A 25,035-nucleotide genomic window follows, 5' to 3' on the forward strand; every position below is an offset into this window, starting at 1 on the left:
TCAGTTCCCCATGTCCGGCAGCGGCAGCGTCCATGCCAGGCCGAGCGCCAGCACGGCCAGAACCGCCCCGGTCAGCGCGTCGAAGCGGTCGAGCACCCCGCCATGGCCGGGGATCAGCGACGAGCTGTCCTTGACCTCGGAACGGCGCTTGATCCAGCTTTCGGCGATGTCCCCAAGTTGTCCTGCCAGCGCGATGAACGGCGACAGGACGATGAGGCCCCAGCCTGCATCGGTGAAGAGCACAAAGCCAAGCCCCACTAATGCCGCACCCAGCCAGCCCGCGATGGTGCCGGACCATGTCTTGTTGGGGCTGACGCGCGGCCAGAACTTCGGCCCGCCGAGACTGCGGCCGGCGAAATAGCCCATCACGTCGGAGGCGACGACCACGGCGATGAGCCAGAGGATCGTCGGCGTGCCCGGACCGGCGCGCAGATGGATCAGCTCGTAGCCCGCGAGCATCAGGGCAGCGGCATAGAAGAAGAAGATCGGCTTGTCGCGCCGCGGCACCCAGACGCCGACGATGGAGGGGACGATGAGCGGCAGCAGGCCGAGGGGTTCGGGATGGGCGAGCACGCCGTAGAGCACCACGGTCGCCATCATGCCGAGGCCGATGTTGGCGCGGACCTTGCCCGGCGCGGTCATCCGCGCCAGTTCCCACATCATCACCCCGGTCAGCACCAGAACCAGAACGGCGAAGGTCATGCCGCCGAGCCAGATCTCGACACCGCCGACCGCCAGCATGATCAGGGCCGAGATCATCCGCCGGCGCAGGTCGCCCCAGCGGCCGCGGGGTTTCGGCGGGCGGCTCATCCCTTGCCGACCCCGCCGAATCGGCGCTCGCGACCGGCAAAGTCGTCGAGGATCGCCTTCAGCTCGGCAGGGGTGAAATCGGGCCAGAGGGTCGGGGTGAACTGGAACTCGGCATAGGCGGCCTGCCAGGCGAGGAAGTTCGAGGTGCGCGTCTCGCCGGAGGTGCGGATCACGAGATCGGGGTCGGGCAGATCGGCGGTGTCGAGACGCGCGACCAGCGCCGCCTCGTCGACCTTGGCCGGATCGAGCTTGCCCTCGGCCACGTCGCGGCACATGCGCGCCGCGGCCCGCACCAGCTCGTCGCGGCCGCCGTAGTTGATCGCCACGGTCAGGTTCAGCCGCGAGTGATGCGCGGTGCGCGCCTCGATCCCCAGCATGAGCCGCTGCAGCTTGGCGTCGAGCCGGCTGCGGTCGCCGATGAAGCGCATCCGCACGCCCTCGGCGGAAAGCCGGTCGGCCTCGCGCTCGATGTAGCGGGCGAAGATCGACATGAGGCCGAGGACCTCTTCGGTCGAGCGCTTCCAGTTCTCGGTGGAAAAGGCGTAGATCGTCAGCCAGCGGATTCCGAGATCCGGGGCGGCGCGGACGATCTCCTTGACGCGCTCGGCGCCCTTGCGGTGCCCGACGAGCCGGGGCCAGCCGCGGCTCGTGGCCCAGCGGCCGTTGCCGTCCATGATGATCGCCACATGATCGGCGCTGCGCTGGCTGGGGTCCGCGGTGCGCGGGTCGGTGGCGGCCAATTGCTGCCCCTTCTGGCTGAGGTGTCTGGGCGTCCGCGTCGGGCTGTTCGGTCAGACGTGCATGATTTCCGCCTGCTTGGCTTCCAGAGCCTTGTCTACCACGGCGATGGCCTTGTCGGTGAGCGATTGCACCTCGTCGGACCACATCTTCTGGTCGTCCTCGGACATGCCGGCGGCCTTGGCCTTCTTGATCTGGTCCATGCCGTCGCGGCGGACGTTGCGGATCGCGACGCGGGCCTGTTCGGCATATTGCGCGGCGACCTTGGTCAGCTGGGTGCGGCGTTCCTCGTTCAGCTCGGGGATCGGCAGGCGGATCAGCGGGCCGTCGACCACCGGGTTGATGCCGATGCCGCTGTCGCGGATCGCGCGCTCGACCTTGGAGATCATCGCCTTGTCCCAGACGTTGATCACGACCATGCGCGGCTCGGGCACGTTCACCGTGCCGAGCTGGTTGATCGGGGTCATCTGGCCGTAGGCGTCGACCTGGATCGGCTCGAGGATGCTGGCCGAGGCGCGGCCGGTGCGCAGCGAGCCGAATTCGGTGCGCAGCGCGGCCATGGCGCCATCCATCCGGCGCTCGATCGCGTCGAGGTCGATGTCGAGATCATCTTGCGACATGTCGTAGTTCCTTAGCTTCCGCAGTCTGGTCCGCAGGGCGGGTTTGCCGCTCTATAGCAGCCCCGTAGCGGCATGGGTATAGGGTCGGCGCGTCGTCTCAGCCGTGAACGCGGGTATAGGTGCCCTCGCCGCGCAGGATCCCGCAGAAGCCGCCCGGCTCGTCGAGCGAGAAGACGATGATCGGCAGGTCGTTGTCGCGGGCGAGCGCGATGGCCGAGGCGTCCATGACGCCGAGATGCTTCTGCAGCACCTCGTCATAGGTCACGGTGTCGTAACGCTTTGCATGGGCGTGCTTGCGCGGGTCCATGTCATAGACGCCGTCGACCTTGGTGCCCTTGAAGATCGCCTGGCAGGCCATCTCGTTGGCGCGCAGGGTCGCCGCGGTGTCGGTGGTGAAATAGGGGTTGCCGGTGCCTGCGGCAAAGATGCACACGCGCTTCTTTTCGAGGTGGCGCACGGCGCGGCGGCGGATGTAGGGCTCGCAAACCTGATCCATCGGGATGGCCGAGATCACCCTTGTGAAGATGCCGAGCGATTCCAGCGCCGCCTGCATGGCCAGCGCGTTCATCACCGTGGCGAGCATGCCCATGTAATCGGCGGTGGTCCGCTCCATCCCCTGCGCCGAGCCCTGAAGGCCGCGGAAGATGTTGCCGCCGCCGATCACCATGCAGATCTCGACGCCGAGCTGGTGCACGGTCTGCACCTCGCGGGCGATGCGCTGCACGGTCGGCGGATGCAGGCCGTAGCCCTGATCGCCCATCAGAGCCTCGCCGGAAATCTTGAGCATGACGCGGCTGTAGGTAACCGCCTTGCTGGCCGGCGCGCCTTGGGTGATCATGGGCTGTCCCCGTTCTTTTTGCTGGAGTTCGACTTTGACTGCGGCGCAAAATGTCGCAAAACGCGGGCAGGTTCAACTGCGGATGGCAGCACCGGCGGCAGACCGCGAGCGGGGGCCAGCCCCCGCACCCCCGGGATATTTAGGCCAGGATGAAGGAAGCGATGGAAAACCTGCTTGCCGGGATCCCGAAGGAGCGCCCGGTGCTGATCGCCGGTCCGACCGCCTCGGGCAAGTCGGGGCTGGCGCTGCGGCTGGTGGAGGAGGCGGGCGGCGTGGTGGTGAATGCCGATGCGCTGCAGGTCTATGACTGCTGGCGGGTGCTGAGCGCCCGGCCCTCGGCGGCGGAGGAGGCACGGGCGCCGCACAGGCTCTACGGCCATGTCCGGCGCGAGAAGGCCTATTCGGTGGGGCACTGGCTGCGCGAGCTTGGCGCGGTGCTGGCCGAGGGGCTGCGGCCGGTGATCGTCGGCGGCACCGGGCTTTATTTCACCGCCTTGACCGAGGGGCTGGCCGAGGTGCCGGAGGTGCCGGCGGAGGTGCGGGCCGAGGCCGATGCGCTGCTCGGCGGCGAAGGGCTGGCCGCGATGGTGGCGGGGCTCGATGCGGCGACGGCGGGGCGGATCGACCTTGCGAACCCGGCGCGGGTGCAGCGGGCCTGGGAGGTGCTGAGGACCACGGGGCGCGGGCTGGCCGCCTGGCAGGCCGGGGCGCAGCCGCCGCTGCTGCCGCTGGCCGATGTGGTGCCCTTGGTGCTCAGGCCCGATCCGGAGTGGCTCGGGGCGCGGATCGATGCGCGTTTCGACGCGATGATCGAGGGAGGCGGGCTGGAGGAGGTGCGGGCCGCCCTGCCCGGCTGGCAACCCACCCTGCCCTCGTCGCGCGCGATCGGCGCGCCGGAGCTGGTGGCGCATCTGCGCGGCGAGACCTCGCTGGCGGAGGCGGTGGCCTTGGCCAAGATCGCCAGCCGGCAATATGCCAAGCGGCAGCGGACCTGGTTCCGCAACCGGATGAAGGGTTGGCAGGCGGTGGCCCTGCCCTGAGGCCGCGCGCCACACCCCGCACGCCATCTTCCGGGCGGGCGCATCTTTTGCTTTGGCCTTTGCAACGCGGGCTGGTTATCTGTCGGAGGGGAAACGACGCGGGACAACCGACATGCCAGATCTTGTGCAGCCTTCGCCCGCGCGGCTCGTCGCGATTCCCCGGCTGGCCGCAGGCGGGCGCTGGCGGGTGGAGGCGATGCGCTCGATCTCGGAGCCGATGCTTCTGTGGTTCACCAAGGGTCAGGGCCGGATCACCATTGCCGGGGTGACGCGGGGCTATACCGCGCATAACGCGATCTTCATTCCGGCAGGCGTGATGCACGGCTTCGAGGTCGGGCCGCAGGTCTTCGGGACGGCGGTGTTCTTCGGACGCGAGAGCGGCATCGTGCTGCCGTCGGTGCCGCATCACCTGCGCATCCGCGAGAATTCGGTGCAGCAGGAGCTGAACGTGACGCTCGACATGATCGGCCGCGAGATGGAGAGCACGAGCCCGGCGCATGACCGGGCGGCGCATCACTATCTGGGGCTGCTCGGGGTCTGGCTGGAGCGGCAGGTGGCGCGGGTCGCCGCCGAGACGGCCCCGCCCGATGCGACGCGGCGGCTGGTGGCGCGCTATGCGGCGCTCCTGGAACAGGAGTTCCGCAGCGGCATGGGCGTGGGCGATTTCGCCGAGGCGCTGGGGGTGACGCCGACCCATCTCACGCGCTGCTGCAAACAGACCTGCGGGCGGCCCGCCTCGGCGCTGCTGCACGACCGGGTGCTGTTCGAGGCGCGCAAGCTTCTCTGCGACACCGACATGCCGGTGGGCCGGATCGCGGCCAGTCTCGGCTTCACCTCGCCTGCCTATTTTACCCGGTCTTTCCAGCACATGACCGGCAAATCGCCCTCGGCCTTCCGCCGCACCCCCTGACGCAGGGTCGCCCTGCCGCCCTGCGGGGCCGCTCGCACGGGGCGATGTCGCGAAAACGGGCCGGGATGCCGAATCCGGGCGTTGACCTCCCGGGGAAAACAGTGCGCAATGTGTCGCATAAGCGCCGTTCACCGAGACGCGTCGCAGGTCGGTCACGATCTTCGGCAAAGTGGGCGGGTAAAAAACAAGGACGCCTCACAGGGAGACTGACATGACCACCGATACAACGCATCCGGCCGCGCTGCTTTACGCCGACGAGGTCCGCGCGGGCACGATGAGCCGTCGCGAATTCCTGACCCGCGCCTCGGCGCTGGGGCTGGCGAGCACCGCCGCCTACGGGCTTCTGGGCCTCGCCGCTCCCGCCGCCCGGGCGCAGGAGGCCAAATCCGGCGGCACGCTGCGCATGGAGATGGAGACCAAGGCGCTGAAGGACCCGCGCACCGCCGACTGGTCGCAGATCGCCAACTTCACCCGCGGCTGGCTGGAGTATCTGGTCGAATACAACAACGACGGCACCTTCCGCGGCATGCTCCTGGAAAGCTGGGAAGCGAATGACGACGCCAGCGAATACACGTTCAGGATCCGTCCCAACGTGACCTGGAGCAACGGCGACGCCTTCACCGCGCAGGACGTGGCCTACAACATCGAGCGCTGGTGCGACGGCACGGTCGAGGGCAACTCGATGGCCGGGCGGATGGCGACGCTGTCGGATGGCGAGACCAAGAAGATCCGCGCGGATGCGGTGACGGTGGTCGACGACCAGACGCTGACGCTGAAGCTTTCCGCCCCCGACATCACGCTGATCGCCAACCTCGCCGACTATCCGGCGGCGGTGGTGCACCAGAGCTACGACAACGGTGACCCCTCGGTGAACCCGGTCGGGACCGGCCCCTACCTGCCGGAGACCGTCGAGATCGGCGTGCGGCTGGTGCTGGCGCGCAACACCGACCACACGTGGTGGGGCACCGAAGTCTACGGCGGGCCCTATCTCGACAAGATCGAATACATCGATTTCGGCTCCGATCCTTCGGCGGCGGTGGCCGCGGCGGGCTCGGGCGAGATCGACGCCACCTATCAGTCGGTGGGCGAATTCATCGACATCCTCGACTCGCTGGGCTGGACCAAGTCGGAGGCGGTGACGGCGGCGACGCTGGCGGTGCGCTTCAACCAGGATGCCGAGGAATACAAGGATGTGCGCGTCCGCAAGGCGCTGACCATGGCGGTCGACAATGCCGTGGTGCTGGAGCTCGGCTATTCCGGTCTGGGCGCCGTGGCCGAAAACCACCACGTCTGCCCGATCCACCCCGAATATGCCGAACTGCCGCCGCCGGTGGTCGATCCGGCCGGGGCCAAGGCGCTGCTGGAAGAGGCCGGCAGGGCCGATTTCGAATTCGATCTGGTCTCGCTCGACGATGCCTGGCAGGCCGCGACCTGCGACGCGATCGCCGCGCAGATCCGCGACGCCGGAATCAACATCAAGCGCACGGTGCTGCCGGGCTCGACCTACTGGAACGACTGGCTGAAGTTCCCCTTCTCGGCCACCGAGTGGAACATGCGCCCGCTCGGCGTGCAGATCCTGGCGCTGGCCTATCGCAGCGGCGAGGCCTGGAACGAGGCGGCCTTCTCGAACGAGGAATTCGATGCCGAGCTGGCCAAGGCCATGTCGATCCTCGATGCCGACAAGCGCCGCGAAGTGATGGTGCGGGTCGAGCAGATCATGCAGGAGCAGGGCGTGCTGATCCAGCCCTACTGGCGCTCGATCTTCCGGCATTACGATCCGAAGGTGAAGGGCGCCGAAACCCATGCCACCTTCGAGCATCACCACTACAAGTGGTGGATCGACGCGTGACGCGGATCTGAGGTGAGACCGGGGGCGCCGCGGCGTCCCCGGGTTTCCGACACGATCGCCGGGGGTGCCCGCCCCTTTCCTTTCGCCCCGTCCGGGAAAGGATGAGCCATGCTTTTCTTCGTGTTGCGCCGTCTCGCCGTCATGCTGGCGACCGCGCTCTGTCTGACCTTCATCGTCTTCTTCATGACGAACCTGCCGCCCAACCTCGAGAAGCTGGCGAAATCCGAGGCCTCGGCCCGGATGTCGGATGCCGAGGTCGAAAGCTGGCTGGAGCGCAACGGCTTCGGCCAGCCGGTGCTGCAACGCTACGGCGAATGGCTGGGCGTGCTGCCAGGCTGGACGGTCACCGAGGAGGGCCAGGCCCGCGGGCGCTGCATTGCCAGCGGCCAGACCGACGCGCCGCGCTACTGCGGGGTGCTGCAGGGCGAATGGGGCTATTCCAGCGTGTTCCGCACCGAGGTGAGCGAGGTGATCGGCCGCAGCCTCGGGGCGACGGCCTGGCTGATGCTCTGGGTGATGATCGTCATGGTGCCGACCGCGCTCCTGCTGGGCGTGCTCTCGGGGATGCGCGAGGGCTCGCGCACCGACCGGGTGCTTTCCACCGCGGCCATCGCCTCGACCGCGACGCCGGAATATGTCTCGGGCGTGGTGCTGATCGCGGCCTTCGGCTCGGCCACAGCAGGGCTGTCGCCGATTCTCGCCGACTGGGGCTGGATCGAGGGGCGGACGCTGTTCCTCGGCACCGCCACCAGCGCGATGGACCAGATCACCTTCTGGAACTTCGCCCTGCCGGTGATCACCATCGCGCTCTACGGCATCGGCTATATCGCCCGGATGACCCGCGCCTCGATGACCGAGGTGATGACCCAGCAATACATCCGCACCGCGCGGCTGAAGGGGGTTGGCTTCCGTCAGGTGGTCATGCGCCACGCGCTGCGGAACGCGCTGATCGCGCCCTTCACCGTCATCATGCTGCAGTTCCCCTGGCTCCTGAACGGCGTCGTCATCGTCGAGACCCTGTTCAACTACAAGGGCTTCGGCTGGACGCTGGTGCAGGCGGCCAGCAACAACGACATCGAGCTGCTGCTCGCCTGCTCGGTGGTGGCGGTGCTGGTGGTGCTGGTCACGCAGCTCATCTCCGACATCGGCTATGTCTTCCTCAATCCCCGCATCCGGCTCGCGTAAGGAACCCTGATGGACGAACTTTCCTGGGGCCAGATCCTCGCCCGCATGGCCTGGCAGTTCTGGCCGGTCTGGATCGCACTGGCCACGACCTTCGCGCTCTCGATCACCTTCCGCCGCAGGCTCGGTCTCTATGGCAAGCTGTTCGACAGTCCGATCGGCATGGTCGGCTTCGGCATCGTGATGTTCTGGGTGTTCACCGCGCTCTTCGCCGACATGATCATCACCTTCGACCCGCTGGCGCAGCTCTCGGGGCTGAAGAACAAGCTGCCCGGCACCCCGGTGCCCGGGGTGGACGGCGCTTACTACCTTCTGGGCGGCGACAGTCTGGCGCGCGACGTGTTCAGCCGGATGGTGATGGGCGCGCGGCGGGTGCTGGCCATCGCACCTGCCGCCACCACCTTCGCCTTCATGGTCGGCATCACGCTCGGCCTGCCCGCGGGCTATTTCGGCGGCAAGCTCGACACGGCGATCAGCTTTCTCGCCAATCTCGTGCTGGCCTTCCCGGTGATCCTGCTGTTCTACCTGCTCGTCACGCCCGAGATCCGGGTGACGGGGATTCCGGTGATCCTCGCGGCGGTGCTGTTCATCTTCCCGGTGATCTTCTTCACCGTGCTGTGGAACAGCCGCTATTTCACCGATCCGAAACGCCGCAACCTCTATGTCGGGATCACTCTGGTGCTCGGGCTCTGGGCCTATTCCGGCCTCGCCTTCAATGCCGATCCGCTCGGCGTCTGGTCGATGGACCCGAACCTCTTGAACGTCTTCGTCTCGGTGGTCTTCGTCAACGCGCCCACGGTGTTCCGCATCGTGCGCGGCATCGTCATGGATCTGAAGGCGCGCGACTATGTGGCGGCGGGGCAGACCCGCGGCGAGGGGCCGTGGTACATCATGCTCTGGGAAATCCTGCCCAACGCCCGCGGCCCGCTGATCGTCGATTTCTGCCTGCGCATCGGCTACACCACGATCCTCTTGGGCACATTGGGCTTCTTCGGCCTCGGCGTCAGCCCTGAATCGCCCGACTGGGGCTCGACCATCGACGATGGCCGCCGCCTGCTGGCGATCTACCCGCACCCGGCCATCGTCCCGGCCCTCGCGCTGATGAGCCTTGTCCTCGGCCTCAACCTGCTGGCCGACGGGTTGCGCGAAGAAAGCCTGAGGGACTGATGCGCGCCCTCCCCTCATTTTCTGTCGAAAAATATCCCGGGGGTCCGGGGGCTGGCCCCCGGCTCCGTCCGACCCAAGCGCGAGGCTGACCATGCAAGACTTGGACACGCAGATCTGGGACAACTCGAAACCGATCCTCGAGATCGAGAACCTGTCGATCTCCTTCTTCACCCGGCTGCGGGAGATCCCGGCGGTGATGGACTTCTCCTGCACGGTGATGCCGGGCGAGGCGATGGGGCTGGTGGGGGAATCGGGCTGCGGCAAATCCACGGTGGCGCTGGGCGTGATGCGCGATCTGGGCAAGAACGGACGGATCGTCGGCGGAACCATCCGCTTCAAGGGCCGTGACCTGACCACAATGAGCGAGGAGGAGCTGCGCCATATCCGCGGCTCGGAAATCGCGATGATCTATCAGGAGCCGATGGCCTCGCTGAACCCGGCGATGAAGATCGGCGCGCAACTCGCTGAAGTTCCGATGATCCACCGCGACATGGGCAAGGCGGAGGCCTGGGCGCTGGCGCGGCAGATCGTGGCCGATGTGCGCCTGCCCGACCCGGACCGCATCCTGCAGGCCTATCCGCATCAGCTCTCGGGCGGGCAGCAGCAGCGCATCGTCATCGCCATGGCGCTGATGTCAAAGCCGGCGCTGCTGATCCTCGACGAGCCGACCACCGCGCTCGACGTGACGGTGGAGGCGGGGATCGTCGATCTGGTGAAGGATCTGGGCGAGAAATACGGCACGTCGATGCTGTTCATCTCGCACAACCTCGGGCTGGTGCTCGATGTCTGCGACCGGCTCTGCGTGATGTATTCCGGCGAGGCGGTGGAGACCGGCAATGTCGAGGAGGTCTTCGACGAGATGCGCCACCCCTACACGCAGGCGCTGTTCCGCTCGATCCCGCTGCCGGGGGCTGACAAGACGACGCGGCCGCTGGTGGCGATTCCCGGCAACTTCCCCCTGCCGCATGAACGCCCGCCGGGCTGCAACTTCGGCCCGCGCTGCGACTATTTCAAGAAAGGGCTCTGCGACGCGCAGGAGATCCCGATGCTGGCGGTGCCGGAGGGCGACCGCCACGCGACGCGCTGCCTGCGGTTCGAGGAGATCGACTGGGACGCGCCCTTGAAGGCGCCGAAGACGGTGGAGAAGACGCCGGTCGGCGATGTGGTGCTGCGGATGGAGGATCTGCGGAAATACTACAACGTCTCTTCCGGGGCCTTCGGCGGCGGCAGCACGAAGGTGGTGAAGGCCAACGAGACGCTGAGTTTCGAGGCGCGCGAGGGCGAGACGCTGGCCATCGTCGGAGAATCGGGCTGCGGCAAGAGCACCTTCGCCAAGGTGCTGATGGGGCTGGAGACGGCGACCTCGGGCAAGATCTTTCTCTACAATCAGGACATCCAGGACACGCCGATCGAAAAACGGTCCACCGATACCGTGTCTTCGGTGCAGATGGTGTTCCAGAACCCGTTCGACACGCTGAACCCTTCGATGACCGTGGGGCGGCAGATCATCCGGGCGCTGGAGATCTTTCAGGAAGGCGCCGACGATGCCGCCCGCAAGGCGCGGATGCTGGAGCTGCTGGACCTCGTGAAGCTGCCGCGCGCCTTCGCCGACCGGATGCCGCGTCAGCTGTCGGGCGGGCAGAAGCAGCGGGTGGGCATCGCCCGGGCCTTTGCCGGCGGGGCGAAGATCGTGGTGGCGGATGAGCCGGTCTCGGCGCTGGACGTTTCTGTGCAGGCCGCGGTGACCGACCTCTTGATGGAGATCCAGCGCAAGAACAAGACGACGCTGCTGTTCATCAGCCATGACCTGTCGATCGTGCGCTATCTCAGCGACCGGGTGATGGTGATGTATCTCGGCCATGTGGTCGAACTGGGGACGACGGATCAGGTGTTCTCGCCGCCCTACCACCCCTATACCGAGGCGTTGCTGTCGGCGGTGCCGATCGCCGACACGCGGGTGAAGAAGAAGCGGATCGTGCTGGAGGGGGATATTCCCTCGGCGATGAACCCGCCGCCGGGCTGCCCGTTCCAGACCCGCTGCCGCTGGAAGGCACAGGTGCCGGGCAACCTCTGCGACACGGTGGTGCCGCCGTTGAAGACGCTGGAGAGCGGCCACCAGATCAAGTGCCATCTCTGGGACGAGATCCTGCGCGGCATGGAGCCGGTGATCACCATCGCGGCTGAGTAGCGCCGCACAGCGAAACGGCGGCGCTTGGGGCGCCGCCGGTCATCGGTTCAAGCCGGGAAAACGCTCAGTAATCGCCCTTGCCGAGGTGCTTGCGCAGCCGCGAGGGGGTCGAGAAGTGGCGGCCCTTGAAGGGGTTCTTGTCGCCCTGCCCGCGCAGCGTCAGCCGGATTGGCGTGCCGGGCATGTCGAAATGGTCGCGCAGCCCGTTCACCAGATAGCGCTTGTAGCTTTCGGGCATCTGTTCCGGATGCGAGCACATGACGATGAAGCCCGGCGGCCGGGTCTTCACCTGCGTCATGTAGCGCAGCTTGATGCGGCGCCCGCCCGGGGCCGGTGGCGGATGCGCCTCGACCATGGCGCCGAGCCAGGTGTTGAGCCGCGCCGTCGGGATGCGGCGGTTCCAGACGTCATGTGCCTTGAGGATGGCGGCGTTCAGCCGGTCCAGACCCTTGCCGGTCTTGGCCGAGACGGTGACCATCGGCGCGCCGCGCAGCTGCGGCAGAAGGCGGCCGAACATCTCGCGCAGTTCGGTCAGCTTTTCCTGCTTCTCGTCCTCGAGATCCCATTTGTTCACCGCGATCACCACGGCACGGCCTTCGGTTTCGGCGAAATCGGCGATGCGCAGATCCTGCTGTTCGAAGGGAATCTCGGCATCGAGCAGCACGACGACCACCTCGGCAAAGCGCACGGCGCGCAAACCGTCGGAGACCGACATCTTTTCCAGCTTGTCGTTGATCCGCGCCTTCTTGCGCATCCCCGCCGTGTCGAAGATCCGGGTGGGCGTGCCCATCCAGTCGGTCTTGACCGAGATCGCATCGCGGGTGATGCCCGCCTCGGGGCCGGTAAGAAGGCGGTCGAATCCGAGGATCTTGTTGATCAGCGTGGATTTCCCGGCGTTCGGGCGACCGATGACGGCGATCTGCAAGGGCTTCGCGAGCGAAGGCTTGTGCGCGTCGGGATCGGCCTCGAGCTCGGCCTCCTCCTCGGTCACGTCGACATCGACCACCGGGGCGTCGGCTTCGGCGCGTTCGCGGAAGCCCTCACCGATCGGGCGCAGGATGTGGTAGAGGTCGTCCATCCCCTCGCCATGTTCGGCGGAGAGCCGGACCGGATCGCCGAGCCCGAGGCTCCAGGCCTCGATGGCGCCGGCATCGCCCGCCTTGCCTTCGGACTTGTTCACGCCGACGATGACATGGGCGTTCTTCTTGCGCAGGATCTCGGCGAAGACCTCGTCCGAGGGGGTCACGCCGACGCGGCCGTCGATCAGGAAGAGGCAGATATCGGCCATGTCGACCGCGCGCTCGGTCAGGCGGCGCATGCGGCCCTGCAGCGAGTCGTCGGTCACTTCCTCCAGCCCCGCCGTGTCGATCACGGTGAAGCGCAGGTCGAAGAGTTTGGCATCCCCCTCGCGCAGGTCGCGCGTCACCCCGGGCTGGTCGTCCACCAGCGCGAGCTTGCGGCCCACGAGGCGGTTGAACAGGGTGGACTTGCCGACGTTGGGGCGTCCGACAATGGCAAGGGTAAAGCTCATATGGCCCTCCGGGGGCGTCTGGTCACGTCAAGCCCGCTGTCCTACACGAGCAAGGCGTCAGCGGAAAGCGTGAAGTTGGCCGTTGCCGGCAACGACGTAGAGCGTCCCGCCTGCCAGAGCCGGCTGGGTCGCGGCACCGCCCGGGATCTCGACGCTACCGACCAGCGCGCCGTTGACCGGGCTGAAGAAGCGCAGCAGCCCGTCGGAGGAGGCGACCGCCAGACGGCCACCGGCGAGGACCGGGCCGTAATGGGCGTAGATCGCCTTGCGACGCTTCGGCGCTTCCCTGGTGAAATAGGGCATGTCGACCGCCCAGATCGGCTCGCCGGTCTCGGCGTCGAGCCGGACGAGACGCGCCTCGTCGGAGATGAGGAAGACCGAGCCGCCCGCGACCACGACCGGGCCGAGCGCACCTTCATCGGCGCTCCACAGCAGGTCGCCCGAGGCGGTGGCGAAGGCGTCGGTCTTGCCCGCCGCCGTGCCCGCATAGGTGACAGAGCCCGACACCACCGGATCGCCGGTCACGTCGCCGATGATGGTATAGGCGCGGCCCAGACGGTTGCCGGCGACGGTCTTGCTCCAGAGCTTCACGCCGCCCTCGCGCAGTGCGGCCATCACCTCGCCGCTGGCGAAGGGGAAGAGCACGGTGCTGCCGCTGACGGCCGGTGCCGCGCCGCCGATCATGCCGGCCACCGAAGGCGTGCCGGGGATCTGCCAGCGCACGCGGCCGTTGCCCGCCTCAACCGCCCAGGCCGAGCTGTCGCGGCCGACGACATAGACGAGATCGTCTTCGACGGTGGGCGCGCCGGTGGCCGGGGCGCCGAGTTCCTGCCGCCAGAGCACGCCGCCGCTGGCGGGATCGAGCGCGATCAGCTCGCCATAGCCGGTGGTCGCATAGATCCGCCCGCCGCCATAGGAGAGCCCGCCGCCGGAGATGCTGCTGGAGCGGTCGTTCGGCGGGGCGAGATCGGCGGTCCAGAGCACCTGACCGCCGGTGGAGGTGGCCTGCAGGGTGGCTTTGGCGTCGATGGTGAAGATGCGCCCGCCGCCGACAACGGGGGCAGCGGAGATGCGATTGCGGCGGCTGTCGCCGGCGCCGATGTTCACGCTCCAGGCCTTGACCGGCGCTGCGGACAGCTGGCCATGCGGCGCAAGGTGGCTCGGCACGCCGCCGCGCTGGGTCCAGTCGGCATTGGCGGTGACTGCGGGCAGCGAGATCGGCAGGCTGGTGTTCCGCCGCTGGTTGGCCGGATCGGTCGGCGTGGGATCGGCGGCGGTCGGGATGCTTGCCTCGAGCGGGGTGCGCGTGTCGAAACGCTCACCCGGCAGGATGACTTCCTTTTCGCAGGCCGCGAGGAAGGCAAAGAGCGCCAGACCCGTCAGCGCCGCGTTCCGCTTTACCGTGAAAGCCGTCATGAAATGCCCTGCCCGTCCGTTTCACCTGTCCGCCGCCCGCCTCAGCCGGCAGCGGTTTCCCCACCGAGGGCAACAATCATCTGTTGGGCGCGCTGACGCAAGCCTGCCGGTGCTTCCTGATCGGTGGTCAGGGCGCGGAGTTGCGTGATCGCGGCCTCGGTCTCGCCCGCCTCGATCGAGAGGTAGGCCGCCTGCTCCAGCGCCAGCGGGCGGAATGGCCGCCCGGGCGCGGAGATGCCATCGAGCAGCGCGCGGCGGTCCGGCACCGGCAGCTCGGCCCCGGCGACGATCACCCGGCGCAGCACCGCGAGATCGCGGTAGCTCTGCGGCAGGGCCGCGTCGGCCGACGCCTGTTCCAGCGCGGCGAGGGCCGCGGCGCGGTCGCTGGTCGGGTCGGAGGCGAGCAGCAGGTCGAGCACCCCGGCGCGGGCGCCGGTCGCATCCACCGCGGCGAGGGCCGTGCGGCGCGCCTCGGGCGTTTCCTCGTCGAGCGCAGTCAGGACGGCGTCGCCGAACTGCTGCGAGGCAGCCTCGGTGCTGGCCTTCTTCCACTCGGTGTAGCCGGCGCCCCCGACGATCAGCAGCACGAAGAGGATGCCGATCCAGCCGTATCTGCGGAAATAGCCGAACAGGCGTTCGCGGCGGACCTCTTCGGTCACCTCGTCGATGAAGCTGTCGGGGTTGCTCAAGGTCTTCTCCCATTCACTTGCCCCGTCTTACACGCAAGCCCAAGGGCTTGCCAAGCCCCGGACCCGTCACGGGGCGAAGACGGCGGGCAGACCGGCGGGTGGGCGCTGGCGGAATTTCCGCGTGGCGCCCAGCCCTTGCCGGAGAGGCAGCCTTGTCAGGCCGCCTCTTCCTCTTCCTCGGAGGACTGGCGCGCCCACATGGCGGCATAGCGTCCGCCTTGGGCCAGAAGGACCTCGTGGCGCCCCTCCTCGATGATGCGGCCCTCCTCCAGCACCACGATCCGGTCGGCGTCGGCGATGGTCGAGAGCCGGTGCGCGATGGTGATGACGGTGCGGCCCTGCCCCATCTCCTTCAGGCTGTCCTGGATGTCGCGCTCGGTCTGGGTGTCGAGCGCCGAGGTCGCCTCGTCCAAGAGCAGGATCGGCGGGTTCTTCAGGAGCGTGCGAGCGATGCCGACGCGCTGCTTCTCGCCCCCCGACAGCTTCAGCCCGCGCTCGCCCACCTTGGTCTCGTAGCCCTCGGGCAGCGCCTTGATGAAGTCGTGGATCTTGGCGGCACGCGCGGCGCCCTCGACCTCCTCGCGGCTGGCCTCGGGGCGGCCGTAGGCGATGTTGTAGAACACCGTGTCGTTGAAGAGCACAGTATCCTGCGGCACCACGCCGATCTGGGCATGGAGCGAATCCTGCGTCACGTCGCGTAGATCCTGCCCGTCGATCCGCACCGCCCCGCCGTTCACGTCGTAGAAGCGGAAGAGCAGCCGGCCGATGGTCGACTTGCCCGAGCCGGAGGGGCCGACCAGCGCCACCGTCTCGCCCGCGGCGACCGTCAGGCTGATGCCCTTGAGGATGATGCGCTCGGGGTCGTAGCCGAACTGCACGGTGTCGAAGACCACCTCGCCACCCGCCACCTTGAGTGCGGGCGCGCCGGGCTTGTCCTTCACCTCGGCGGGCTGGCCGAGGAGGCCGAACATCTGGCCCATGTCGACCAGCGCCTGCCGGATCTCGCGGTAGACCGTGCCGAGGAAGCCTAGCGGCAGAGTGATCTGGATCATGTAGGCGTTGACCATGACGAAATCGCCGACGGTCAGCGCCCCCGATTGCACGCCCTGCGCGGCCATCACCATGACCAGAACGAGGCCGGTGGTGATGAGGAAGGTCTGGCCCGCGTTGAGGAAGGCGAGCGACTGGCCGGTCTTCACCGCCGCGGTCTCGTAGCGTGCCATGGCGGAATCATAGCGCCCCGCCTCGCGGGTCTCGGCGCCGAAGTATTTCACCGTCTCGAAGTTCAGGAGCGAGTCGATGGCCTTCTGGTTGGCGTCGGTATCCTGATCGTTCATCTCGCGGCGGATCTTCACCCGCCATTCGGTGACCTTGAAGGTGAAGAGGATGTAGACGGTGATCGTGATGACCACGACCGCCATGTATTGCCAGCCGAAGAGCACCGCGAAGAGGATCGAGACCATCGTCAGCTCGAGGAACAGCGGCCCGATGGAGAAGAGCATGAAGCGCAGCAGGAAATCGACGCCCTTCACCCCGCGCTCGATGATCCGGCTGAGACCGCCGGTCTTACGGGTGATGTGGTAGCGCATCGACAGGCGATGGATATGGGTGAAGGTCTCCAGTGCCAGCTGCCGCAGGGCGCGCTGGCCGACGCGGACGAAGATCGCGTCGCGCAGCTCGCCGAAGGCCACCGAGCTGAGCCGCGCCACGCCATAGGCGATGGTCAGGCCGATCGCGCCGAAGGCGAGCAGCGCCGAGGCCGAAGGCGCCTCGCCCGCCAGCGCATCGACGGCGGCCTTGTAGAAGAAGGGCGTGAGCACCGAGATGATCTTGCCGACCACCAGCGCCATCATCGCGAGGATAACGCGGCGCTTCACCCATGTCTGACCCTTGGGCCAGAGATAGGGCGCCATGCGCTTCATCGTCTCCCAGCCGCTCATCTCGGGCGGGATGACGGGTTGGGGACCGGGCTTTTCTCGGGGTTTCATATCGCGCATGCTGGCTCTCCGCTGACCGCCCTACCTATGCCCTCCGGCGGGCAAAGGCCAGAGGGCCGGGCTGCAGAGCCCCGCGCTCAGTCTGTGCGTGACGGCAGGGTGAAGACCTGACCGGGGTAGATCAGGTCGGCGTCGCGGATGCGATCGCGGTTGGCCTCGTAGACCTGCACATAGAGGACGCCATTGCCGAAGTTCTCCTGCGCGATGCGCCAGAGGGTGAAGCCGGGCTGGACGGTGACGGTGATCGGCCCGCCTGCCGGCGTGTCGGCAGCGGCGTTGAGCGCGGGTGCGCCGGGGGCGGCGAGCGCGGGGGCGGCATCCGGGGCAGTGGCCAGACCGGGCGCGCCCTCGCCCGCGACGGGAGCGGGCGTGGCGGGAGCGCCACTTTGCGCCGGGGGCGGCAGATCGCCCCGCGCCTGCATCGCGGCGGCGATGGTCTCGTCGGTCTCGCGCTTGAATGGCGTCTCGAAGCGGGCCGCGACATCGCCGCTGGCCTTCAGCTGGTCGGCGCGCAGCGTGTAGAGACCGGGCGCCACCAGCGGCAGGCTGGTGGACCATGTGCCGTCGGCGCCGATCGGCACCGTCGCCTTCTCGGCATTGTCGAGATAGATCCGGACGTAATCCCCGGCGAGACCGCGCCCCGACAGCAGCACCGCGCCATCGGCGGCATAGGCGATGGTGTCGATGGTGACCTCGGTCACCGCGACGGTGACATCCTCGCCCTCGGGCTGCATGACCCGCACGCCCGTCTCGCTGACCAGAAGCGCCGTCGGCGCCTCGGGCGGCGCGTCGGCATCGGCGAGGTCGGCGGCGGGGGTCAGCGGGGCGATGAGCACGCTTTCCGCCGAGAGGATCTGTTGGCCATCCGACATCGCCATGCGCAGCGTCACCCGATGCGGCTTGCCGTCGGGCACAAGGTCGAGCAGGGCCGCGAAACGCCCGGTCGGATCGGCGATGGTGGTCTGGAGCTCCTGCCCGTCGAGCAGGATCGTCACGGTGGTGCCGCGCACCGCCCGCCCTGCCACCAGCGCCGAGCCATCGGTCTCCACCCGCACCACGTCGAAGGCGGGCTCGGGATGGTCGATCAGCACCTTGGGCGGCGTGGGCGTGAGCTCGGTCGGCTTCGGCGGCGCGGCGGAGGGCTCGGCAGCGGCGGTGCGCGAGGCCGGACCGGGCGGCGGCGGCGGTTCGGGCTTGGCGCGGGCGCTCGGCGCGGGCAGCGCGGTGGGCGCGGGCTTGGCCGGGGTCTTGACCGGCGGCGGCACTGGCGCCGGGGCGGGCTGGACGGCGGCGGTGGCCGAGGGCGGCGGTGGCGGGGGCTGCATCAGGCTCCAGCCGACATAGCTGGCCCCTGCCACGAAAGCAGCACCTCCGGCCAGCAGGGCGGCCCGCGCCCCCATCCCCAATGTGCTCCAACCCGACATCTGCATCGTCCTTTGGCGGTGCCCTCTGCGGCACCTGCTTGTCCTTGTTACAGGAACCCCGATATCACTGCCAGACGCAACAAATTTTCAGGGTGATTGGCAATGTCCCAGCTTCGTTCCGTCTGCGTCTTCTGCGGCTCCCGCCCCGGGTCCAGACCCGCCTATGTCGCCGCCGCGCGCGAGACCGGCACGCTCATCGCGGCGCAGGGCTGGCGGCTGGTCTATGGCGCGGGCGACGTGGGCCTGATGGGCGAGGTCGCGCGCAGCGCCATGACGGCGGGCGGGCGCACGATGGGGGTGATCCCCACGCATTTGCTGGCCCGCGAGCAGGGTCGGCGCGATCTGGGGCAGTTCGTCGTCACCGAGGACATGCATGAGCGCAAGAAGGTGATGTTCATGAATTCCGACGCCATCGTCGTATTGCCGGGCGGCGCCGGGACGCTCGACGAATTCTTCGAGGTGCTGACATGGCGCCAGATCGGGCTGCATGAAAAGCCGATCCTCCTGCTGGATACCGAAGGCTACTGGCAACCGCTGCTGGCCCTGATCGACCATTCGATCAGGGAGGGCTACGCCGAAGGAAGCATGCGCGACTATTTCGTCGCGGTGCCCGATGTCGCGGCACTTGGCGAACGGCTGCGCGCGGCGCTGGGCTGACGCGCGCCCGGCCCCGGCGGGAAACCGCCGCCTTTGCCCGAAGGGAACCGGCTGGCCGCTGTTCCGTTGGGCCGCAGGCAGAGGGAGTCGTGCATGTTTGACTGGATTACCAAGCTGATCGAGAGCATCGGCGCGCTGGGCGTGGCGCTGCTCATGCTGCTGGAAAACGTGTTTCCGCCGATCCCTTCCGAGCTGGTGATGCCGCTTGCCGGCTTCATCGCGGCGGGCGGCGGCGCGAGCCTCTGGGTGATGATCCTCGCGGGGACTGTCGGCGCGGTGGCGGGGGCGCTCTTCTGGTATTGGGTCGGGCGCAGGCTCGGGGCGCGCCGGCTGCGCGAGCTTGCGCGGCGGCACGGGCGCTGGATGGCGGTGTCTCCCGAGGATATCGACAAGGGCAACGCCTGGTTCGCGCGGCATGGCGCGGGGGCGGTGCTGATCGGGCGGATGATCCCGACGGTGCGGACCTTCGTCTCGGTGCCGGCGGGCGTGGCGCGGATGCCGCTGCTGCGGTTCACCTTCTACACCACGCTGGGCAGCGCCTTCTGGGTCACGCTGCTGGCGGTGGCGGGCTATCTGCTGGAGAGCCAATACGAGGCGGTCTCGGGCATCGTGAACCCGGTGGCGACGCTGGTCGTGATCGGGCTGGTCGGCTGGTATCTGTGGCGGGTCGCCACCTATCGCCGCCGCGTCCCGCTGGAGGAATAAGGAAAAGGCCGCCCGGAGGCGGCCTTTCCTGTGCGCGGGGCGCCGGATCACATGCGCGAAGCGACGTTCTCCCAGTTCACCAGCTTGTCGAGGAAGTTGGTGAGATAGGCCGGGCGCTTGTTGCGGAAGTCGATGTAATAGCTGTGCTCCCAGACGTCGCAGCCCAGAAGTGCGGTCTGGCCGAAGCAGAGCGGGTTCACGCCGTTCTCGGTCTTGGTGACCTTGAGCGAGCCGTCCTTGTCCTTCACCAGCCAAGCCCAGCCCGAGCCGAACTGGCCCGCACCGGCGGCGGAGAAGTCTTCCTTGAACTTGTCGACCGAGCCAAAGCTTTCGGTGATCGCCTTTTCCAGCTCGCCCGGCATGGAGGTCTGGTTCGGGCCCATCATCTCCCAGAACTGGGCGTGGTTCCAGTGCTGGCTGGCGTTGTTGAAGATGCCGTTCTGCGCCACGGCGCCGGACTGGTAGGTGCCCTTGACGATCTCTTCGACCGATTTGCCTTCCCATTCGGTTCCGGCGATCAGCTTGTTGCCGTTGTCGACATAGGCCTTGTGGTGGATGTCGTGGTGATACTCGAGCGTTTCCTTCGACATGCCGAGGGATGCCAGCGCGTCATGCGCATAGGGAAGATCGGGAAGGGTGAAAGCCATCGGGCGCTCCTGTCTCTCGAAGGGAAATCAATCAGGTCAATAAGAGGGCTGGGACCCGGAAGGTCAAGGGGCCGCGGTGACGGCGTGTCGCAGCCTCGGCGGGGAAAGGCTTGTCGCGCTGGGGTTTTTCCGGCGTGGGGCGGACGATCGGCGGGCGAAGTTTCCGCTGCGGCAGCGGCGGGCGCCCTGCCCGGCTTCTTGCGTCCGGCGGCGGGCTTCGGCGGGCGACGATTCGAGGCGTCGGGCGGAACGGAAAAGGCCGCCCCGCGTGTCGGGACGGCCTTCGATGCTTCGGGGCGGAGGGATCAGGCGGGGAAGAGTTGCGAGCCCGGCATGGCCGAATGGGTCAGCAGACCCATGAGATAGCCCGCGACCGAGCGGAAGCCGACGAGGGTGAAGCCTGCCTCGTCCTGCCACAGCGCCGCCGGAACCTGTGCCGCACGGGTGCGGCGCAGCTCGCCCGGGGCGAGGCCGGGCAGATCGACGGGGCACAGCTTGGCCAGCACCTCGGTGGCCCGCTCGCCCTCGATGCGGAACATGGCGCGGGCGTCGGAGACGTCGACGACCAGCACATGCTCGCCCTTCAGCGCCTCGGCCAGCGCGGCGATCATCGCCGCCACCTCGGCATAGGGCAGGATCAGCAACAGCTCGTCCGGGCCCATCCAGCCGATGCTGCGCTGGCCTTCGGTCAGGATGCGGCGCTTCTCGGGCAGGCCGAGGCCCATGCAGGCCTGCAGCGCGCCGGGAAGCGCCGCCACGTCCTGCTTGCAGCGCAGGGTGATCATGCCGGTCGGGCCGATCTCGCGGATTGCGGCGAAGCCGTCGTAGCGCGCATTGCCGAGCGCGCTGATCGGGGTGATGAGCTTAGACATTCTGTTTCGCCCCCTCCTTGTCGTAGAATACCTGATCGACGATCCGCGCCTTCACCGAGCCGCCGCCGATCTTGGGGAAGTCCAGCACCTCGCCCATCCGGTCGGGCCCGCGCAGCACGAGGCCCATGGCGATGCCCTTGCCCAGCGTGGGCGAGTGGTAGCTGGAGGTGACGCGGCCTTGGGTGTTGCGTTGGCCGTTGGCGTTCTTGCCCTCGGCCACGGCGATGGCGCCATCGGGGATCACCGAGCCGTCGAGCGTCTCCAGCCCCACCAGCTTCCAGCGGTCGGGGTCGGTGAGGAAGCTGCGCTCCTGCCCGCGCTTGCCAAGGTAGTCGGCCTTCTTCTTGGAGATCGCCCAGCCGAGGCCGAGATCCTGCGGGATCACCGTGCCGTCGGTTTCGTCGCCGATCATGATGAAGCCCTTCTCGGCGCGCAGCACATGCAGCGCCTCGGTGCCGTAGGGCATCACGCCGAACTCGGCGCCCGCCCCCAGACAGGCTTCCCAGAAGGCGCGGCCCTCGCTGGCGGGGATGGCAATCTCGTAGCTCAACTCGCCCGAGAAGCTGATCCGGTAGACCCGGGCGCGGAAGCCGCCCAGCGTGCCATCGGCCCATTGCATGAAGGGCAGCGTCTCTTTCGAGACATCCATCCCGCCAAGCTTTTCCAGCAGCTTGCGCGCGTTCGGGCCGACGACGGCGACTTGGGCATATTGCTCGGTGACATTGGCGGTCCAGACCTGCCAATCCCACCATTCGCATTGCAGCCAGTCTTCCATATGCGCATGGATCCGGTCGGCGCCGCTCGAGGTGGTGTGGCAGAGCCAGGTATCCTCGTCGATCCGGGCGACCACGCCGTCGTCGGAGAGGAAGCCGTTCTCGTTGCACATCAGCCCGTAGCGGCACTTGCCGATCGGCAGCGTCGACATGACGCCGGTGTAGAGCATGTCGAGGAAGCGGCCCGCGTCGGGGCCCTTGACGATGATCTTGCCCAGCGTCGAGGCATCGAGCAGCCCGACATTGTTGCGCACGTTCAGCACTTCGCGATGCACGGATTTCTCGTGGCTCTCGCCGCCCTGGGTGTAGCAATAGGGCCGACGCCAGAGGCCGACCGGCTCCCAATAGGCGCCGTGGGCGTCGTGCCAGTCATGCATCGGGGTGCGGCGCAGCGGCTGGAAGATCTCTCCGCGCGCCTCGCCAGCCAGTGCGCCGAAGGTGACGGGCGTGTAGGGCGGGCGGAAGGTGGTGGTGCCGACCTGCGGGATATGTTCATTCAACGCATCAGCAAGCACGGCCAGACCGTTGATGTTGCTGAGCTTCCCCTGATCGGTTGCCATGCCCAGCGTGGTGTAGCGCTTGGTATGCTCCACCGACTCGTAGCCCTCGCGGGCGGCGAGTTGCACGTCCGACACCTTCACGTCGTTCTGGTAGTCGAGCCAGGCCTTGGCGCGCAGCTTGACCGGCGCGGCCTGCGGCATCAGCCAGACGGCCTCCATCGGCGCTTCCTCGGCAGCGGTGGCCTTGGGCGCCTCGCCCGCGGGCGTCGTGGCGGCCTCGCCGGCGCGGTGGGCGTCGGCCAGCGTGTCGGCGGCGAGCAGCGCGCCGTTGGCGGCGCCGGCGGCGATCACCATGGCCGAGCCGTCGTGGTTCAGCGGCGGGCGGGCGGCGTCGGGGCGGAAACAGGCGGTGGTCTCGTCCCAGATCAGCTTGCCGCCGCAGTGGCTCCAGAGATGCACCACCGGCGACCAGCCGCCCGACATGGCGACGGCCTCGCAGGCAATCTCTTCCAGCACGGCGCCCTCGCCGGCCTGGGCGCAGATCGAGACGCGTTTCACCCGCTTGCCGCCCTGCACCATGGCGATGGCGCGATTGGTCTCGACCCTCATGCCCAGCTTGCGGGCCTGTTCCGGCAGCGCCCCTGTGGCGGTAAGCCGGGCGTCGAGGATCACCGGCACGGAGAGCCCGGCCTGATGCAGCGCGATGGCGGTGCGATAGGCGTCGTCGTTGTTGGTCACGACCACGGTGCGGTCGCCCGGCGAGACGGCGAAGTTCACCACATAGTCGCGCACCGCCGCAGCGAGCATGACGCCGGGGATGTCGTTGCCGGCAAAGGACAGCGGGCGTTCGATGGCGCCGGTGGCGGCGATGATCCTGCCGGCGCGGATGCGCCAGAGCCGGTGCTTCGGCCGCCCGTCGCCGGGGGTATGGTCGGCCACCTTCTCGTCGGCCAGCACATAGCCGTGGTCATAGACCCCTGCCCCCATGCAGCGGACGCGCAGGGTGACATTCTCCATCGCCTCAAGGGCTTGCACCGTGGTCTTCACCCAGGCGTCGGCGGGCTGGCCGTCGATCTCCACCCCGTCCACCGGGGCGCGGCCGCCCCAATGCGCGGTCTGCTCCAGGAGCATGACCCGCGCGCCGGAGCGCCCGGCGACCAGCGCCGCCTGCAGACCCGCCACGCCGCCGCCGATCACCAGCACGTCGCAGAAGGCATAGGCCTGCTCGTAACGGTCGGCGTCGCGGTCCTTGGGCGCCTTGCCCAGACCGGCCGAGTGGCGCACGATCGGCTCGAACACATGCTTCCAGGCCGCGCGCGGCTGGAGGAAGGTCTTGTAGTAGAACCCCGCCGGCAGGAAGCGCGCGGCGTAGTTGTTCACCACGCCGATGTCGTTCTCCAGCGAGGGCCAGTGGTTCTGGCTTTCCGCCGTCAGCCCGTCGAAGAGTTCGGTCGTGGTCGTGCGCTGGTTCGGCTCCAGCCGCTCGCCCTTGCCGAGGTTCACCAGACCGTTCGGCTCTTCCGGGCCCGAGGCCACGATGCCGCGCGGGCGGTGATACTTGAAGCTGCGGCCGACCAGCATCTGGTCGTTGGCCAGCAGCGCCGCCGAGAGCGTGTCGCCCTCGAAGCCGCGCATCCATTTGCCGTTGAAGGTGAAGCGGTGGGCCTTGCTGCGGTCGATCAGCCGGCCACCCTTTGCCAGACGTGCGCTCATTTGTAGCCCTCCCAGCCCGGTCGTTTCGCCTTGATAGCCTCGATCAGATCGGGCGGCGGGGCCGAGGTCTGTGCGGGATAGGTGCCGAAGACTTCGAGCGTCGCGGTGCAGCGCGCGGCGAGGAACCACTTGCCGCAGCCGTAGACATGGCGCCAGCGCTCGAAATGCACCCCCTTGGGGTTCTTGCGGGCGAACATGTAGGATTCGAACTCGTCATCCGACGCGCCCGGCCCGTACCGCTTCAGATGCGCCTCATAGCCGGGGCTCAGTTCGGTCTCTTCGGCTTTGACGCCGCAATAGGGACATTCGAGGATCAGCATGCGCAGGCGCTCCGGCAGGGCCGGAGCGCGGCGCTCCGGTCAGAGGTTCGGGTAGACGATGGTTTGGTTCGAGGCGTCGTCGGAGGCGCCGCCGAAGTTGCCGGCGATGACCACCCCGTTGAGGACGAGCAGCATCCCCGCCCCGGCGCAGAACCCGGCGATGGCGACCTTGTGCCGCTTGGAGAAGCCGACGATGCGCCACTGCGCCATGTCACCGAGCGAAGGCCAGCGTTTCCAGATCCAGGCGACCGGATTGATCTTGAGCTCTTCGTCGTTGTAGAGGCGGTTCGCCGTCTGAACGAGGCGGGCGTTGCGCACATACTCGTCGATTTTGTATTTCTTGATGTCGTCCCGCACCCGAGCCTTGATCTGCTCGGCCGAAGGAATGTCGTCGATGAAAGAGAACATGCGGCCATCTCCATGGAGTTGTGCTCAGGAGATACCGCATG

The 25,035-nt window shown here is 67.9% G+C and carries 22 protein-coding genes; 8 read left to right on the forward strand and 14 right to left on the reverse strand.

Annotated features, from left to right (window positions below):
• The 4 genes from AC3A5Z_RS10950 to pyrH all read right to left on the reverse strand — a co-directional run bounded on the left by AC3A5Z_RS10950 (nt 1) and on the right by pyrH (nt 3,006).
• Complete coding sequence (locus AC3A5Z_RS10950; protein WP_487519373.1) at nt 1–810, reverse strand: phosphatidate cytidylyltransferase; 810 nt, start codon at nt 808–810, stop codon at nt 1–3.
• Nucleotides 807–1,550, reverse strand: coding sequence for a polyprenyl diphosphate synthase (uppS, locus tag AC3A5Z_RS10955; protein WP_487519374.1), 744 nt, complete (start codon nt 1,548–1,550; stop codon nt 807–809). Before uppS ends, AC3A5Z_RS10950 begins: the two co-directional genes overlap by 4 nt.
• A 51-nt stretch (nt 1,551–1,601) precedes the next feature.
• On the reverse strand, nt 1,602–2,168 hold the full coding sequence (gene frr, locus AC3A5Z_RS10960; protein ID WP_487519375.1) for a ribosome recycling factor: 567 nt from the start codon (nt 2,166–2,168) through the stop codon (nt 1,602–1,604).
• Nucleotides 2,169–2,265: 97 nt separating this feature from the next.
• Nucleotides 2,266–3,006: a UMP kinase gene (pyrH, locus tag AC3A5Z_RS10965; RefSeq protein ID WP_487519376.1), complete on the reverse strand. Its 741-nt coding sequence runs from the start codon at nt 3,004–3,006 to the stop codon at nt 2,266–2,268.
• A gap of 161 nt (nt 3,007–3,167) precedes the next feature.
• Here pyrH and miaA point away from each other — a divergent pair, with 161 nt between their 5' ends.
• The 6 genes from miaA to AC3A5Z_RS10995 all read left to right on the forward strand — a co-directional run bounded on the left by miaA (nt 3,168) and on the right by AC3A5Z_RS10995 (nt 11,342).
• Complete coding sequence (gene miaA / locus AC3A5Z_RS10970; RefSeq protein WP_487519377.1) at nt 3,168–4,046, forward strand: tRNA (adenosine(37)-N6)-dimethylallyltransferase MiaA; 879 nt, start codon at nt 3,168–3,170, stop codon at nt 4,044–4,046.
• Nucleotides 4,047–4,158: 112 nt separating this feature from the next.
• Nucleotides 4,159–4,956: an AraC family transcriptional regulator gene (locus AC3A5Z_RS10975; protein ID WP_487519378.1), complete on the forward strand. Its 798-nt coding sequence runs from the start codon at nt 4,159–4,161 to the stop codon at nt 4,954–4,956.
• Between the two features lie 211 nt (nt 4,957–5,167).
• On the forward strand, nt 5,168–6,805 hold the full coding sequence (locus AC3A5Z_RS10980) for an ABC transporter substrate-binding protein (RefSeq protein ID WP_487519379.1): 1,638 nt from the start codon (nt 5,168–5,170) through the stop codon (nt 6,803–6,805).
• A gap of 108 nt (nt 6,806–6,913) precedes the next feature.
• Nucleotides 6,914–7,990, forward strand: a complete 1,077-nt coding sequence (locus AC3A5Z_RS10985; protein ID WP_487519380.1) for an ABC transporter permease — start codon at nt 6,914–6,916, stop codon at nt 7,988–7,990.
• Between the two features lie 9 nt (nt 7,991–7,999).
• Nucleotides 8,000–9,154 carry an ABC transporter permease gene (locus tag AC3A5Z_RS10990; protein WP_487519381.1) on the forward strand — a complete coding sequence of 385 codons (1,155 nt, stop codon included), beginning with the start codon at nt 8,000–8,002 and terminating at the stop codon, nt 9,152–9,154.
• Between the two features lie 91 nt (nt 9,155–9,245).
• Nucleotides 9,246–11,342: a dipeptide ABC transporter ATP-binding protein gene (locus AC3A5Z_RS10995; RefSeq protein WP_487519382.1), complete on the forward strand. Its 2,097-nt coding sequence runs from the start codon at nt 9,246–9,248 to the stop codon at nt 11,340–11,342.
• Nucleotides 11,343–11,406: 64 nt separating this feature from the next.
• On the opposite strand, the gene der is transcribed toward AC3A5Z_RS10995, so the two are convergent.
• From der to AC3A5Z_RS11020, 5 genes are all read right to left on the reverse strand, one after another.
• On the reverse strand, nt 11,407–12,873 hold the full coding sequence (gene der, locus AC3A5Z_RS11000; protein ID WP_487519383.1) for a ribosome biogenesis GTPase Der: 1,467 nt from the start codon (nt 12,871–12,873) through the stop codon (nt 11,407–11,409).
• 57 nt (nt 12,874–12,930) lie between these two features.
• Entirely contained in the window at nt 12,931–14,289 is a 1,359-nt protein-coding gene (locus AC3A5Z_RS11005; protein WP_487519384.1) for an outer membrane protein assembly factor BamB family protein, read from the reverse strand.
• 41 nt (nt 14,290–14,330) lie between these two features.
• Nucleotides 14,331–14,978 (reverse strand): hypothetical protein, encoded by a 648-nt coding sequence (locus AC3A5Z_RS11010; protein WP_487519385.1) that lies wholly within the window; start codon nt 14,976–14,978, stop codon nt 14,331–14,333.
• Nucleotides 14,979–15,133: 155 nt separating this feature from the next.
• A complete protein-coding gene (locus AC3A5Z_RS11015) occupies nt 15,134–16,918 on the reverse strand; it encodes an ABCB family ABC transporter ATP-binding protein/permease (protein ID WP_487519604.1) in 1,785 nt (594 codons plus the stop codon).
• Nucleotides 16,919–17,052: 134 nt separating this feature from the next.
• Nucleotides 17,053–18,399 (reverse strand): LysM peptidoglycan-binding domain-containing protein, encoded by a 1,347-nt coding sequence (locus AC3A5Z_RS11020; protein ID WP_487519386.1) that lies wholly within the window; start codon nt 18,397–18,399, stop codon nt 17,053–17,055.
• Nucleotides 18,400–18,501: 102 nt separating this feature from the next.
• Here AC3A5Z_RS11020 and AC3A5Z_RS11025 point away from each other — a divergent pair, with 102 nt between their 5' ends.
• Both AC3A5Z_RS11025 and AC3A5Z_RS11030 read left to right on the forward strand, forming a co-directional pair.
• The gene (locus AC3A5Z_RS11025) at nt 18,502–19,056 is read left to right on the forward strand and encodes an LOG family protein (protein WP_487519387.1); all 555 of its coding nucleotides are present in this window, start codon (nt 18,502–18,504) and stop codon (nt 19,054–19,056) included.
• A 93-nt stretch (nt 19,057–19,149) separates the two neighbouring features.
• The gene (locus AC3A5Z_RS11030) at nt 19,150–19,761 is read left to right on the forward strand and encodes a DedA family protein (RefSeq protein WP_487519388.1); all 612 of its coding nucleotides are present in this window, start codon (nt 19,150–19,152) and stop codon (nt 19,759–19,761) included.
• A 47-nt stretch (nt 19,762–19,808) separates the two neighbouring features.
• Here AC3A5Z_RS11030 and AC3A5Z_RS11035 read toward each other — a convergent pair whose 3' ends face one another.
• The 5 genes from AC3A5Z_RS11035 to AC3A5Z_RS11055 form a co-directional block, all read right to left on the reverse strand.
• On the reverse strand, nt 19,809–20,408 hold the full coding sequence (locus tag AC3A5Z_RS11035; protein WP_444666435.1) for a superoxide dismutase: 600 nt from the start codon (nt 20,406–20,408) through the stop codon (nt 19,809–19,811).
• Nucleotides 20,409–20,713: 305 nt separating this feature from the next.
• Entirely contained in the window at nt 20,714–21,280 is a 567-nt protein-coding gene (locus AC3A5Z_RS11040; protein ID WP_487519389.1) for a sarcosine oxidase subunit gamma, read from the reverse strand.
• A complete protein-coding gene (locus AC3A5Z_RS11045; protein ID WP_487519390.1) occupies nt 21,273–24,266 on the reverse strand; it encodes a sarcosine oxidase subunit alpha family protein in 2,994 nt (997 codons plus the stop codon). The genes AC3A5Z_RS11040 and AC3A5Z_RS11045 overlap by 8 nt, the downstream gene beginning before the upstream one ends.
• Nucleotides 24,263–24,586, reverse strand: coding sequence for a sarcosine oxidase subunit delta (locus AC3A5Z_RS11050; RefSeq protein WP_107663643.1), 324 nt, complete (start codon nt 24,584–24,586; stop codon nt 24,263–24,265). The genes AC3A5Z_RS11045 and AC3A5Z_RS11050 overlap by 4 nt, the downstream gene beginning before the upstream one ends.
• A 39-nt stretch (nt 24,587–24,625) precedes the next feature.
• Nucleotides 24,626–24,994 (reverse strand): MFS transporter, encoded by a 369-nt coding sequence (locus tag AC3A5Z_RS11055; protein ID WP_487519391.1) that lies wholly within the window; start codon nt 24,992–24,994, stop codon nt 24,626–24,628.
• Nucleotides 24,995–25,035: the final 41 nt, after the last annotated feature.

The sequence above is a fragment of the Cereibacter sp. Soil_C_27 genome (genome assembly GCF_057657095.1).

Excerpts from the sequence above, each read along its gene's own strand:
- AC3A5Z_RS10950 (WP_487519373.1), bottom strand. The coding sequence starts at position 810 with ATGAGCCGCCCGCCGAAACCCCGCGGCCGCTGGGGCGACCTGCGCCGG.
- frr (WP_487519375.1), bottom strand. The coding sequence starts at position 2,168 with ATGTCGCAAGATGATCTCGACATCGACCTCGACGCGATCGAGCGCCGG.
- pyrH (WP_487519376.1), bottom strand. The coding sequence starts at position 3,006 with ATGATCACCCAAGGCGCGCCGGCCAGCAAGGCGGTTACCTACAGCCGC.
- miaA (WP_487519377.1), top strand. The coding sequence starts at position 3,168 with ATGGAAAACCTGCTTGCCGGGATCCCGAAGGAGCGCCCGGTGCTGATC.
- AC3A5Z_RS10975 (WP_487519378.1), top strand. The coding sequence starts at position 4,159 with ATGCCAGATCTTGTGCAGCCTTCGCCCGCGCGGCTCGTCGCGATTCCC.
- AC3A5Z_RS10980 (WP_487519379.1), top strand. The coding sequence starts at position 5,168 with ATGACCACCGATACAACGCATCCGGCCGCGCTGCTTTACGCCGACGAG.
- AC3A5Z_RS10985 (WP_487519380.1), top strand. The coding sequence starts at position 6,914 with ATGCTTTTCTTCGTGTTGCGCCGTCTCGCCGTCATGCTGGCGACCGCG.
- AC3A5Z_RS10990 (WP_487519381.1), top strand. The coding sequence starts at position 8,000 with ATGGACGAACTTTCCTGGGGCCAGATCCTCGCCCGCATGGCCTGGCAG.
- AC3A5Z_RS10995 (WP_487519382.1), top strand. The coding sequence starts at position 9,246 with ATGCAAGACTTGGACACGCAGATCTGGGACAACTCGAAACCGATCCTC.
- der (WP_487519383.1), bottom strand. The coding sequence starts at position 12,873 with ATGAGCTTTACCCTTGCCATTGTCGGACGCCCCAACGTCGGCAAGTCC.
- AC3A5Z_RS11005 (WP_487519384.1), bottom strand. The coding sequence starts at position 14,289 with ATGACGGCTTTCACGGTAAAGCGGAACGCGGCGCTGACGGGTCTGGCG.
- AC3A5Z_RS11015 (WP_487519604.1), bottom strand. The coding sequence starts at position 16,918 with ATGAGCGGCTGGGAGACGATGAAGCGCATGGCGCCCTATCTCTGGCCC.
- AC3A5Z_RS11020 (WP_487519386.1), bottom strand. The coding sequence starts at position 18,399 with ATGTCGGGTTGGAGCACATTGGGGATGGGGGCGCGGGCCGCCCTGCTG.
- AC3A5Z_RS11025 (WP_487519387.1), top strand. The coding sequence starts at position 18,502 with ATGTCCCAGCTTCGTTCCGTCTGCGTCTTCTGCGGCTCCCGCCCCGGG.
- AC3A5Z_RS11030 (WP_487519388.1), top strand. The coding sequence starts at position 19,150 with ATGTTTGACTGGATTACCAAGCTGATCGAGAGCATCGGCGCGCTGGGC.
- AC3A5Z_RS11035 (WP_444666435.1), bottom strand. The coding sequence starts at position 20,408 with ATGGCTTTCACCCTTCCCGATCTTCCCTATGCGCATGACGCGCTGGCA.
- AC3A5Z_RS11040 (WP_487519389.1), bottom strand. The coding sequence starts at position 21,280 with ATGTCTAAGCTCATCACCCCGATCAGCGCGCTCGGCAATGCGCGCTAC.
- AC3A5Z_RS11045 (WP_487519390.1), bottom strand. The coding sequence starts at position 24,266 with ATGAGCGCACGTCTGGCAAAGGGTGGCCGGCTGATCGACCGCAGCAAG.
- AC3A5Z_RS11050 (WP_107663643.1), bottom strand. The coding sequence starts at position 24,586 with ATGCTGATCCTCGAATGTCCCTATTGCGGCGTCAAAGCCGAAGAGACC.
- AC3A5Z_RS11055 (WP_487519391.1), bottom strand. The coding sequence starts at position 24,994 with ATGTTCTCTTTCATCGACGACATTCCTTCGGCCGAGCAGATCAAGGCT.